Genomic DNA, 12,643 nt, shown 5'->3' on the forward strand with positions numbered 1-12,643 from the left:
TCAAACTGTATATGATGTGGTGGTGAAGGCGAAGAGGTCACACCTGTTCCCATGCCGAACACAGAAGTTAAGCTCTTCAGCGCCGATGGTAGTCGGGTCGATCCCCGTGAGAGTAGGACGCCGCCACGTTAATATGAAAACCAGAAGTTTGTACTTCTGGTTTTTTCTGTATTTAAAAGTTAATGAACAGGAGGACCGTTTATGGAATGGGGCAATTTCTTTGACGATGATTTTCTTACATTTACTACAAGAATCGTAATTGCCTTGCTATTAGCTGGGCTGATTGGGTTCGAAAGGGAGTTAAACAATCATTCCGCAGGATTTAGGACTCATATTTTAGTCGGTGTAGGCTCCTGTTTGATGATGCTGCTATCCTTATATGGTTTTGAATCTTACGTGGATGAATTTGAAAATGTACGATTTGATCCAGCGCGCATACCTTCTTATGTGATCAGTGGTATTGGCTTCTTAGGTGCAGGAACAATTATCGTCAATGGCTTAACTATTAGAGGTCTTACTACTGCTGCTTCGATATGGACAGTAGCAGGGATAGGGTTAGTGGTCGGTGCCGGTATGTATGATGTCGCCATCTTAGCTACTATTATCGTATTGTTAAGTTTAGTTCTATTAAATAAACTTGAAAAAGAAAATTTTAATAAGAAGAAGCCATATATCTTTCAACTAAAGGTAAGACCTGATGTTAAATTGCAATCGATCACTGCGATATTTGATGAAAAAGAACTGAGGATTAAAGGAATTAATATTAAGAAACAAGAGCAAGGCCATAACAAACTGATTATTGAAATAGATAAAGGTCAAAAATACAACCGTACTGAATTAATCGAACAGCTTTCCCGTAACGAGGAAGTCCTTCAGATCAATCATAAATTCTAAAACCATGCCAAAATTCGGCATGGTTTTTTGTTTTAGCAGAAAAGAAATTAGGGAATCATGAATGTGTATGTGATCCCAACATTTTAGTTGCGTAACTCATAAAATTGAGTATAATAAAATTAAAGTCAAAGATAGTCAAAGTCAAAAGAGGAGGAGGGAAAATGAGGAATATCTCTGATGTAATAGAGGAATATTTGAAAGAGGTTCTGAATAAGAACCAGCAAAAGACAATTGAAATTAAGCGCAGTGAAATAGCTGATCAATTTCAATGTGTGCCTTCTCAGATTAATTATGTGATTAAAACTCGATTTACTGTGGAAAAAGGTTATATAGTAGAAAGTAAGCGTGGCGGTGGCGGATATATTCGTATTAGCCGTATCCAGCATCGCAAGGAATCGGATATGATTGAAGAGATTGTTGACATGATTAATCCCCTCGTTTCTCAAACAGCAGCTACGGATGTGATTGAGAGGTTATTAGAGAGTGGAATTATCACAGAGAGGGAAGCAAAACTTATGGGAAGCATTATTGACCGTGAAGTCCTCACGTTCCCTCTTCCTCTGCGTGATGAAGTCCGTTCTCGAATGATGACGGCTATGCTCTTCACTCTAAAGTATAAAAGCTGAATTGGAAGGGAGAGAGCGTTATGGAATGCCAGGAGTGTCACCAAAGGAAAGCTACGGTACATTTAACTCAGGTAATTAATGGTCAAAAAACAGAAGTTCACGTTTGTGAACATTGTGCTAAAGATAAAGGTTATATGAGTTACGGAGAAGAAAATTTTTCTCTCAGTAACCTTTTGTCAGGACTATTCCATTCTGAAAGTCCATCTACTTTTAAAGGAAAACAAGCTCACACCCAGCAGCAAACTCCTCAGTTGCAATGCCCTACCTGCGGAATGACTTATCAGGAATTTGCGCGAATTGGGAAATTTGGGTGCGGGAATTGTTATGAAACATTTGACGAACGCTTGAACCCTGTTTTGAGAAGGGTTCACAGCGGAAATACTACTCATGACGGTAAGATTCCAAAGCGTGAAGGCGGCCAACTTCATTTAAAAAGAGAGCTGGATGAACACAAATCTAATCTTCGACAATTAATTGAGCAGGAAGAATTCGAGGAAGCAGCGAAAGTTAGAGATAAGATCCGAACTTTGGAAAACCGATTTCATGAGGAGGAGGATGGTGAGCAATAATGTCATTGCAGCAATTTATGAATGAGGCTCTTAGTCCTTGGATGAAGCAGGATGGGCCTGACAGTGATATTGTATTAAGCAGCCGCATTCGACTGGCTCGAAATTTTTCCAGTTCTCCATTCCCGTTGATCGCTTCTGATGAGACTTTGGAAAAAGTTCTGGATTTCTTTAAAGAGGAATATAAAGGTCAATCCTTCCGCGATTACAAAGGCTTTGAGATAGTCCAAATGAATGATCTTGAGCCTGTGGAAAAAAGGGTGCTGGTTGAAAAGCATCTTATTAGTCCACATTTGGCGGAGAAACCTAAGCATTCAGCTGCTTTGATATCAGAAAATGAGCAGGTTTCCATTATGATTAACGAGGAAGACCACATACGATTGCAGTTGTATTTTCCTGGTTTTCAATTGGATAGAGCTCTGGAACAGGCCTCCCAGCTGGATGATTGGCTTGAAGAAAAAATCAACTATGCTTTTGACGAAAAAAGAGGTTATTTAACAGCCTGTCCAACTAATGTCGGCACGGGCATGAGGGCTTCCGTGATGATGCACCTTCCTGCCTTATCCATGACCCAGCAAATTAATCATATGACCCCGGCAATTAACCAGCTTGGACTTGTTGTTAGAGGAATATACGGTGAAGGAAGCGAGGCTCTTGGAAACATCTATCAGATTTCCAACCAGATTACGCTTGGAAAATCAGAGCAGGACATTGTAGAAGATCTGCATAGTGTAGTAAAACAATTAATTGATCAGGAAAGACGAGCCCGTGAGGCGTTAATAAGCCGATCAGGAGTTCAACTGGAGGATCGTATATTTCGCTCTTACGGTGTTTTAAAGCACAGCCGTATCATAGAGTCTAAAGAGGCTGCCAAGTGTTTATCTGATTTGAGGCTTGGAATTGATCTTAAACTTATTGACCATATTCCAAGAACTATTTTAAATGAGCTGATGATTTTAACTCAGCCCGGGTTTTTGCAACAATATGCTAAAGCCTCTCTAAATCCAGATGAGCGTGATGTACGCAGAGCTTCACTAATTAGAGAACGACTTCAATTAGAAAATGAAGAATAAACGTTAGGAGGGAATGTCCATGATGTTTGGGCGTTTTACAGAAAGAGCTCAGAAAGTACTTGCACTTGCACAAGAAGAAGCTGTTCGTTTAGGACACAATAACATCGGCACAGAGCATATTCTGCTTGGTTTAGTAAGTGAAGGAGAAGGAATAGCGGCTAAATCATTAACCGCATTAGGTCTGGAAGCTTCAAAAATTCAGCAGGAAGTAGAAAAACTGATTGGAAAAGGGGAGAAGGTTTCCCAAACCATTCACTATACTCCCCGCGCCAAGAAAGTTATCGAATTATCCATGGATGAAGCACGTAAACTTGGTCATTCATATGTAGGAACAGAACACATTCTTCTCGGCTTAATCCGTGAAGGAGAAGGGGTAGCTGCCCGAGTGCTTAATAACCTCGGTGTAAGTCTGAATAAAGCACGTCAGCAAGTGTTGCAGCTTCTTGGCAATAATGAGTCCACCGGCGGTCAAAATCGTCGTGGAGGCGGCTCTGGAGGCCAGGCAGCCAGTGCGAATACACCAACCCTTGACTCGCTGGCTCGAGACTTAACGACAATTGCTAAAGAAGGCAATATAGATCCCGTTATTGGAAGAGGCAAAGAGATTGAACGAGTTATTCAGGTTCTCAGCCGTCGTACCAAAAATAATCCGGTACTTGTAGGTGAACCTGGTGTAGGTAAAACAGCCATCGCAGAGGGTCTTGCCCAGCAGATTATAAATAATGAAATACCTGAGATTCTTCGTGATAAACGGGTAATGACCCTGGATATGGGAACCGTGGTTGCGGGCACAAAATACCGCGGTGAATTCGAAGACCGTTTGAAAAAAGTGATGGAAGAAATTCGCCAGGCCGGTAATATCATTCTATTTATTGATGAGCTGCATACCTTAATTGGTGCAGGTGGTGCAGAAGGCGCCATTGACGCTTCCAACATTCTGAAGCCGTCACTTGCCCGTGGAGAACTACAATGTATCGGTGCAACTACTATTGATGAATATCGTAAGTATATTGAAAAAGATGCTGCACTTGAACGTCGTTTCCAGCCTATCCAAGTAGATGAACCAACCTTGGATGAATCAGTGCAAATCCTTCAAGGTCTGCGGGATCGTTATGAAGCACACCACAGAGTAACTATACCGGATGACTCTATTGAGTCTGCTGTTCGTTTTTCAGACCGTTATATTACAGATCGTTTCCTTCCAGACAAAGCGATCGATCTAATTGATGAAGCAGCATCAAAAGTTCGTCTGCGTTCTTATACAGCTCCGCCGAACCTAAAAGAACTTGAACAAAAGCTTGAAGAAGTTCGTAAGGAAAAAGATGCAGCTGTTCAAAGCCAGGAATTTGAAAAAGCGGCTTCTCTGAGAGACAGTGAACAGCGTTTACGCGATGAACTGGAAGAAACGAAAGATGAATGGAAAGAAAAACAAGGGCAAGAGGATTCAGAAGTTACGGTAGAAGATATTGCTTCTGTCGTATCCACTTGGACTGGAGTTCCTGTATCCAAAATGACGAAAGATGAAAGTGAACGTCTTCTTCAACTGGAAGACACGCTTCATAACCGTGTTATTGGCCAGGACGAAGCTGTTAAATCAATATCTAAAGCTATTCGTCGTGCAAGGGCAGGTCTAAAAGATCCGAAACGCCCAATTGGTTCCTTCATTTTCCTAGGACCAACCGGAGTAGGTAAAACTGAATTGGCTCGTGCGCTGGCAGAAAGCATGTTTGGTGAAGAGGACGCTATGATCCGTATAGACATGTCTGAATATATGGAAAAACACAGCACCTCCAGACTGGTAGGTTCGCCTCCTGGCTATGTAGGTTACGAAGAGGGCGGTCAACTGACTGAAAAAGTCCGTAACAAACCGTACTCTGTTGTACTCTTAGACGAAGTAGAAAAAGCACACCCTGAAGTATTTAACATTCTGCTTCAAGTGTTGGAAGATGGCCGTTTAACCGATTCTAAAGGACGCGTGGTAGACTTCCGTAACACCGTTCTGATTATGACCTCAAACGTAGGTGCACAGGAGCTGAAAAGTAATAAATACGTTGGCTTCAGCATGGATGACTCGAATCAGAGCTATAAAGACATGAAATCTAAAGTTACGGATGAACTGAAGAAAGCGTTCCGTCCAGAATTCCTAAACCGTATTGATGAAACCATAGTTTTCCATTCACTAGAAAGAAAACACATGAAAGACATTGTAACTTTGATGGCAGAAGAGTTGAGAAAACGTCTGCAGGAGCAGGAAATCAACTTCACCTTATCTGATAAAGCTATTGAGCATATTGCAGAAACAGGATTCGACCCTGAATACGGAGCACGCCCACTGCGCCGCTCTATTCAGAAAAACGTTGAAGATCTTCTATCTGAAGAGTTGCTAAAAGAGAATATTGCTAAAGGTCAATCCGTGAAAATTGACTTGAATGACAATAATGAATTCGTCGTTTATACGGAACAGGAATCTACAAACTAAATAAATCATAGCTATTAAGTGCTAAATTTAAAAATCGGAAGGCGTTTGCCTTCCGGTTTTTTTCTTATTCCTATATGCTTTTAGTAAGAGGAAATTAATCTAATTGATATGACTGTGAAACTTTTTCACAATCATAATCGTATAAACTAAAGGGAAGGGGCGTTTAATCTTGGCAAAAAGAAAGACAAAGTTTGTTTGCCAGGAATGTGGTTATGAAACAGCGAAATGGATGGGCAAATGTCCAGGGTGTCAACAATGGAATACGCTTGTTGAAGAAGTGAGTGCTCCAAGTACAAATTCCCGCCATGTGTTTCAGACTAGTTCCACTTCCACAAAAACAAAACCAGAAAAGATAAATTCCATAAAATCAGAGAAAGAACCGCGTCTCCCCACTGATATGCCAGAGTTTAACCGTGTACTTGGAGGAGGAATCGTAGCCGGATCCCTGGTTTTAATTGGCGGAGATCCGGGGATAGGGAAATCAACATTATTACTTCAGGTATCGGCTCAGATTGCCAATAAAGATAAGCCTGTTCTTTATATATCTGGTGAAGAGTCTTCAAGACAGACAAAGTTAAGGGCAGAGCGGTTAAATATAACCTCAGATGAACTCTATGTATTATCTGAAACAAATTTGCAGGATGTCATTAACCAAATTGAAGCTATAGAGCCAGAATTTGTTGTGATTGATTCCATTCAGACCATTTTCAAGGAAGATGTCACATCTGCTCCAGGGAGCGTATCTCAAGTAAGGGAATGCACCAGTCAATTAATGAGAATAGCCAAAAACAAAGGTATTCCAATTTTTATTGTAGGGCATGTTACTAAGGAAGGTTCTATAGCGGGACCTAGACTTCTTGAGCATATGGTGGACGCTGTTTTATATTTCGAAGGGGAAAGACACCATACGTTCCGAATACTCAGAAGTGTAAAAAACCGTTTTGGAAGTACACACGAGATGGGCATTTTTGAAATGAAAGAACAAGGTTTAGTCGAGGTATTAAACCCATCTGAAATTTTTCTGGAAGAAAGGTCTCAGGGAGCGGCAGGTTCCGTTGTAGTTGCATCTATGGAAGGTACACGTCCTGTACTCGTAGAAATACAGTCTCTAATATCTCCTACTGCCTACGGAAATCCAAGAAGAATGGCTACGGGGCTGGATAACAACCGTGTCCCATTACTCATGGCCGTTTTAGAAAAGCGGGCTGGTCTCCTCTTACAAAATCAGGATGCTTATGTGAAAGTAGCAGGGGGAGTGAAGCTGGATGAGCCTGCGATCGATTTGGCGGTTGCCTTAAGCATTGCTTCGAGCTTTAGAGATCAAGTTTCTAAGGCTGAAGATGTAGTGGTTGGAGAAGTCGGCCTGACAGGAGAGGTTCGCCGTGTTGCTCGTATTGAACAACGTGTGCAGGAAGCTGCAAAGTTAGGGTTCAAGCGTGTAATTATTCCTAAGAAAAACCTGGATGGATGGAAGCCTTCTTCTTCGATCGAAGTGATAGGGGTAAGTACGGTACAGGAAGCTATGAAGGTTACATTGGGGGACGCATAAATGGAATGGCATGATATGAAAGAGAATGGAATTGGAGAAATTTTGAAGCTTGTGGCTCCAGGCACGCCGCTTCGTGATGGTATCGACAATGTGCTGCGGGCTAATACGGGAGGATTAATCGTCCTTGGTTATGATGAGGTCATTCGGGATTTGGTGGATGGCGGATTTAATATACAATCTGATTTCACCCCCGCCCACTTATATGAGCTGGCTAAGATGGACGGAGCCCTAATTCTAAACGATGAAGCTACCAAAATACTTTATGCGAATGCGCAGCTGATGCCCGACCCGGATATTCTCTCTACAGAAACTGGGATGCGCCATCGGACGGCTGAGCGTGTAGCGAAGCAGACAGGATCCTTAGTTATTGCCATATCACAGCGGAGAAATGTTATCACCCTGTATAAAGGGTCTCTGCGGTATTCATTGAAGGACATTGGCGTAATATTAACAAAAGCTAATCAGGCAATTCAGACGTTGGAGAAATACAAAAATGTACTGGATCAGTCCATAACCAACCTCGGTGCAATGGAATTTGAAAACATGGTTTCCTTTTCTGAAGTCATTCAAGTGGTGCATCGGGTGGAAATGGTGCTTCGTACGAAAACAGAAATTCTCAACTATGTGAATGAACTCGGAACAGAAGGACGTTTAATTCAACTGCAGATGACAGAACTGGTATCAAATATTGAAGAAGAGGCTGCTTTACTCTTGAAAGATTACAGTAAGCGTCCAGACTACGAACCATACTATATTCTAAGAAAAATGCAGGAAGTAACAAATCCGGAGTTGTTGTCAGATGAACAGGTGCTCAAGCTGTTAGGGTATTCTCCTAATACGAAGATGTCGGATCCGCTTCACCCTAGAGGTTACAGGATTTTAAGCCGTATTCCCCGTCTTCCGCCTTTAATTATTGAGCATTTAGTAGAAAAGTTTGGAACCCTGGACGATATGATTCAGGCTTCTCAAAAGGATCTGGTAGGTGTAGATGGTGTAGGAGAGATAAGGGCGACGAAAATCCGGGATGGTTTAGAACGGATCCAGGAGCAGCTATTTGTAGATCGCCATATATGATTCTATTGACTTATTTACTATGAATATGATATGATAAATCGTTTCGGATATTGACTTTTTTTGGAAACTATGCTATTTTATAAAGCATCATTCCTCTTATTACACGGTTATTAGGTGTGAGGTTTGGTCATACTGTGAGTGAGGAGGTGGATACAAGTGCTTAAACGAATTGTACAGTTGTTTATTGTCATAACCGGTGGAACGATCGGTTACCTCTATTTTCCAGAATTGTTTACAGCCATGGGACTCACTTGGCAGAATTGGATGCAAGCAGTTTTAGGGGCCGTACTTGGAGCACTTATTTTATTTTTATTAACATTTTGGATCGTGGATTATATAGTAGATTTTCTTAGATGGATTGAGGATACTTTGGTCCGGGCGCCTGTCGCCGATCTATTATTCGGCAGCCTTGGGTTAATTGTTGGTCTGATCGTTGCCTATCTAGTCAATATCCCGGTGCAAGATATTCAAATTCAAGTGGTTAATCAGGTGGTGCCGATTTTCTTAACCTTTTTACTGGGTTACTTCGGTTTCCAGGTGGGATTCAAACGGAAGGACGAGTTCCTCAATATGGTTTCGAAAAAAGAAAAAGCCGATGAAGGAGCTTCTTCATCTCCTGCGCCTGCAGGAGTAGACAGTTCATTAATTCCAAAAGAAAAAATTCTGGATACGAGCGTGATTATTGATGGCCGTATTGCAGATATTTGTGAGACTCATTTCCTTGAAGGCACAATTGTGATTCCTCAGTTCGTCCTGGAAGAGCTACAGCATATTGCAGATTCTTCTGATGGATTGAAAAGGAACCGCGGTCGGCGCGGACTTGATATTTTGAACCGTCTTCAGAAAGACCTCCCAGTCAATGTGGAAATCTATGAGGGAGATTTTGAAGATATTCAGGAAGTGGATAGTAAACTGGTTAAACTGGCTAAGGTTATGAATGGAATTGTTGTTACGAATGACTTTAATTTAAATAAAGTATGTGAATTTCAAAATGTCCAAGTATTGAATATTAACGACCTTGCCAATGCAGTGAAACCAGTCGTACTTCCTGGTGAAGAAATGAGTATTCAGGTGATCAAAGATGGCAAGGAACAAAATCAGGGTGTAGCCTATTTAGATGATGGCACGATGATCGTAGTAGAAGAAGGAAAAAGTTATATTGGAAAGACAATTGAAGTGGTCGTTACCAGCGTCCTTCAGACATCTGCCGGACGAATGATCTTTGCTAAACCGAAATCACTTGAAAAAGCCCTTTAAAAACGGTATAAACAAATAGAGACTAACAAAAGTGATAACCGGTGAGTTATCGCTTTTGTTATTTACAGAGATAGTTATAGTGGTTATTTTATGGTTTAAACCAGTTTAGGATGGATACTATGATAAATTATACGGCAGTGGTACTTGCAGCAGGACAGGGCAAGCGCATGCTGGCTGGTAAAAATAAGCAGTTTCTAAAAATAGAAGATCAACCGTTAATATTACATACACTCTCCGTTTTTGCTAAAGACGAATGGTGTTCTGAAATCGTTCTAGTGACTAATCCAAAGGAAAGACAACAGATGGAAGAACTCCTTCAAGCGTTTTCTTTAAATAAAGAGATTCAGCTGGTAGATGGGGGAGCAGAGAGGCAGGATAGTGTGTTTGCGGGATTAAAGGCCGTAATTAATACCACTCTGCCCGTGTTTATCCATGACGGAGCACGTCCATTTGTGAAACAAGAGCTCTTGCACGAATTGGCGGAGCGTACGATTGAAAAGCATGCCGCTCTACTAGCGGTCCCTGTAACGGATACGATCAAACAGAAGAATGATCAATTACTGAGCACATTGGACCGAAAGACTCTATGGGCAGCCCAGACACCCCAAAGCTTCACTTTTTCGTTGATCTATAAAGCGCATCAAAAAGCACAGGAGAGCGGATACTATGGGACGGATGATGCTTCCTTAGTCGAGATCCTGGGAGAAGAAGTGGCTATTGTCGAGGGAAGCTATGATAACATCAAACTAACGACGCCAGAGGACTTACATAAAGCAGAGTCTTATATACAAAACCAGCGTAAAGGAAAGGAAGTGGAGAATCCTATGTTCCGAATTGGTCAAGGTTTTGATGTACACCAACTGACGGAAGGACGTAAATGCATCATTGGGGGAGTTGAGATTCCTCACGAAAAAGGACTTCTTGGGCACTCGGATGCTGATGTTCTTCTTCATACCATTGCCGATGCCTGTTTAGGTGCAATTGGAGAAGGAGATATCGGCAAACACTTTCCTGATACAGATCCTGAATATAAGAACGCCGATTCTGGTATGCTTCTGCAGCATGTCTGGAAATTTGTAAAAGCCCAGGGGTATGAACTCGGAAATGTCGATTGTACGGTCATTGCGCAAGCCCCTAAAATGGCTCCCTATATTGAGGAGATCCGTGAGAGTATAGCTTCTTTATTGGACGCGGAGACGAAACAGATTAATGTAAAAGCTACTACCACTGAAAAACTAGGTTTTACTGGAAGGAAGGAAGGAATCGCGGCTCAAGCCGTCGTTCTTTTGCAAAAAGATCAACAAGCCTGACAAAAAAATGATAAAATAAAACTGGAAAAAAGGAACGGTAACGAAAGGAGTACAATTATGTCGAATGAAGTTCGAGTACGTTATGCACCCAGCCCGACCGGCCATCTTCACATTGGGAACGCAAGAACGGCCCTGTTCAACTATTTGTTTGCAAGAAATGCGGGAGGAAAAATGGTGATCCGCATTGAGGATACAGATGAAAAGCGAAATGTAGAAGGCGGAGAACAAAGTCAACTTAACTATTTACGCTGGCTTGGAATTGATTGGGATGAAAGCCCGGATAAGGGCGGGGAATATGGACCTTATCGCCAAATGGAGCGCCTGGATCTTTACCAAAAATATGTAGATGATCTGCTTGAGCGCGGCCTGGCATATAAATGTTATATGACAGCAGAAGAGCTGGAAGCAGAACGAGAAGCACAAATTGCACGTGGAGAAGCACCAAAGTATTCAGGGGCTCATCGTGACTTAAGCCAGGAGCAGATTGAACAGTTTGAGGCAGAGGGACGCGAACCAAGTATTCGCCTGCGTGTACCGGAAAACCATACGTACACGTTTAACGATATCGTCCGTGAAAACATCACGTTCGAATCCGGTGATTTTGGGGACTGGGTTATTGTAAAGAAAAGCGGAACACCAACCTACAACTTTGCCGTTGCTGTAGATGATTATCTAATGGCTATCACTCATGTACTACGCGGGGAAGAGCACATCTCAAACACACCTAAGCAAATGATGGTATATGAAGCTTTTGGATGGGAGCCGCCTAAGTTTGGGCATATGACACTCATTCTGAATGAAAATCGTAAAAAGCTAAGCAAGCGTGATGAACACATTCTGCAGTTCATTGAGCAGTATAAGAATTTAGGGTATCTACCAGAATCATTATTTAATTTTATTACGTTGCTTGGCTGGTCACCGGTAGGCGAAGAGGAAATCTTCACTCAGGATAAACTGATTGAAATATTCGATGCGGAACGTCTCTCTACTTCACCAGCGGTTTTTGACCCTGCAAAACTGAAGTGGATGAACAACCAGTATATTAAATCAGCTGAGTTTGATCGTGTAGTAGATTTAACTCTCCCTCATCTCATCGAAGCGGGACGTGTTTCAGAGAATATGAGTACTTCCGACCGGGAGTGGGTTCATGAATTAATTGCTCTCTACCAGGAACAATTGGATTATGGCGCGCAAATTGTAGAGCTTACGGAATTATTCTTCAAACAAGAAATACAATATGATGAGAACGCTATGGAAGTGCTGGAAGGCGAGCAAGTGCCGGAAGTGCTTGATACGTTCAAGAAAAAGCTGAATGAACTGGAAGAATTCACACCAGAAGCGATCAAGAAACAGGTCAAAGCTGTACAGAAAGAAACCGGCCATAAAGGGAAGAAGCTTTTCATGCCAATTCGTGTAGCTACTACCGGCCAAACACACGGTCCTGAACTGCCCAACGCTATTCACCTGCTTGGTCTGGAAACCGTCAATGTCCGTCTGGATGATGTATTAAATAAGCTTCAAGGCTAAACTTTTCACAAATGACCTCTTATGTCATATAGTAGAGATACCAATAAGAAACGTTGATGAGGAGAAGTAGAAGAGGTTTCCCATACACAGAGAAAATCACCCCCCGGCTGAAAGTGATTATTTGGGACCGCTTTGAAATGCACCTCTGAGTCTTCTGCCGAAACAAGTAGGCTGAAGCGGTTACCTTCCGTTAGCAAGGCTGAAGAGGGGAATCAATTTTTCCCAAGCAGAGTGGAACCACGCGGAACGCGTCTCTGTGCCATTAGGGCACGGAGGCGCGTTTTTTGT

The 12,643-nt window shown here is 42.1% G+C and carries 10 protein-coding genes, 1 rRNA gene and 1 other annotated feature; all 11 genes read left to right on the forward strand.

The features are described 5' to 3' along the window. Positions 1-15: 15 nt before the first annotated feature. Positions 16-129 (forward strand): 5S ribosomal RNA (gene rrf / locus WAM07_RS07375). Positions 130-201: 72 nt separating this feature from the next. Further along, positions 202-894, forward strand: a complete 693-nt coding sequence (locus WAM07_RS07380) for an MgtC/SapB family protein (protein WP_422165883.1) — start codon at positions 202-204, stop codon at positions 892-894. Between the two features lie 161 nt (positions 895-1,055). After that, a complete protein-coding gene (locus tag WAM07_RS07385) occupies positions 1,056-1,520 on the forward strand; it encodes a CtsR family transcriptional regulator (RefSeq protein WP_014641390.1) in 465 nt (154 codons plus the stop codon). Between the two features lie 20 nt (positions 1,521-1,540). Next, the gene (locus WAM07_RS07390) at positions 1,541-2,089 is read left to right on the forward strand and encodes a UvrB/UvrC motif-containing protein (RefSeq protein WP_422165884.1); all 549 of its coding nucleotides are present in this window, start codon (positions 1,541-1,543) and stop codon (positions 2,087-2,089) included. After that, positions 2,089-3,159, forward strand: a complete 1,071-nt coding sequence (locus WAM07_RS07395) for a protein arginine kinase (RefSeq protein ID WP_422165885.1) — start codon at positions 2,089-2,091, stop codon at positions 3,157-3,159. Before WAM07_RS07390 ends, WAM07_RS07395 begins: the two co-directional genes overlap by 1 nt. Positions 3,160-3,178: 19 nt before the next feature. Next, entirely contained in the window at positions 3,179-5,638 is a 2,460-nt protein-coding gene (gene clpC, locus WAM07_RS07400; RefSeq protein WP_014641393.1) for an ATP-dependent protease ATP-binding subunit ClpC, read from the forward strand. A 169-nt stretch (positions 5,639-5,807) separates the two neighbouring features. Further along, entirely contained in the window at positions 5,808-7,187 is a 1,380-nt protein-coding gene (gene radA, locus WAM07_RS07405) for a DNA repair protein RadA (protein ID WP_422165886.1), read from the forward strand. Further along, on the forward strand, positions 7,188-8,261 hold the full coding sequence (gene disA, locus WAM07_RS07410; protein WP_422165887.1) for a DNA integrity scanning diadenylate cyclase DisA: 1,074 nt from the start codon (positions 7,188-7,190) through the stop codon (positions 8,259-8,261). Between the two features lie 156 nt (positions 8,262-8,417). Continuing rightward, positions 8,418-9,518 carry a PIN/TRAM domain-containing protein gene (locus WAM07_RS07415; RefSeq protein WP_422165888.1) on the forward strand — a complete coding sequence of 367 codons (1,101 nt, stop codon included), beginning with the start codon at positions 8,418-8,420 and terminating at the stop codon, positions 9,516-9,518. Between the two features lie 119 nt (positions 9,519-9,637). Beyond that, a complete protein-coding gene (locus WAM07_RS07420; protein WP_422165889.1) occupies positions 9,638-10,828 on the forward strand; it encodes a bifunctional 2-C-methyl-D-erythritol 4-phosphate cytidylyltransferase/2-C-methyl-D-erythritol 2,4-cyclodiphosphate synthase in 1,191 nt (396 codons plus the stop codon). Positions 10,829-10,885: 57 nt separating this feature from the next. Next, complete coding sequence (gene gltX, locus WAM07_RS07425) at positions 10,886-12,355, forward strand: glutamate--tRNA ligase (protein WP_422165890.1); 1,470 nt, start codon at positions 10,886-10,888, stop codon at positions 12,353-12,355. Between the two features lie 44 nt (positions 12,356-12,399). Next, positions 12,400-12,614 (forward strand) — a binding site (T-box leader). Positions 12,615-12,643: the final 29 nt, after the last annotated feature.

Origin of the sequence: Halobacillus sp. (assembly GCF_049282395.1) — a bacterium.
Lineage (GTDB): Bacteria > Bacillota > Bacilli > Bacillales > Halobacillaceae > Halobacillus.

Excerpts from the sequence above, each read along its gene's own strand:
- WAM07_RS07380 (WP_422165883.1), top strand. The coding sequence starts at position 202 with ATGGAATGGGGCAATTTCTTTGACGATGATTTTCTTACATTTACTACA.
- WAM07_RS07385 (WP_014641390.1), top strand. The coding sequence starts at position 1,056 with ATGAGGAATATCTCTGATGTAATAGAGGAATATTTGAAAGAGGTTCTG.
- WAM07_RS07390 (WP_422165884.1), top strand. The coding sequence starts at position 1,541 with ATGGAATGCCAGGAGTGTCACCAAAGGAAAGCTACGGTACATTTAACT.
- WAM07_RS07395 (WP_422165885.1), top strand. The coding sequence starts at position 2,089 with ATGTCATTGCAGCAATTTATGAATGAGGCTCTTAGTCCTTGGATGAAG.
- clpC (WP_014641393.1), top strand. The coding sequence starts at position 3,179 with ATGATGTTTGGGCGTTTTACAGAAAGAGCTCAGAAAGTACTTGCACTT.
- disA (WP_422165887.1), top strand. The coding sequence starts at position 7,188 with ATGGAATGGCATGATATGAAAGAGAATGGAATTGGAGAAATTTTGAAG.
- WAM07_RS07420 (WP_422165889.1), top strand. The coding sequence starts at position 9,638 with ATGATAAATTATACGGCAGTGGTACTTGCAGCAGGACAGGGCAAGCGC.
- gltX (WP_422165890.1), top strand. The coding sequence starts at position 10,886 with ATGTCGAATGAAGTTCGAGTACGTTATGCACCCAGCCCGACCGGCCAT.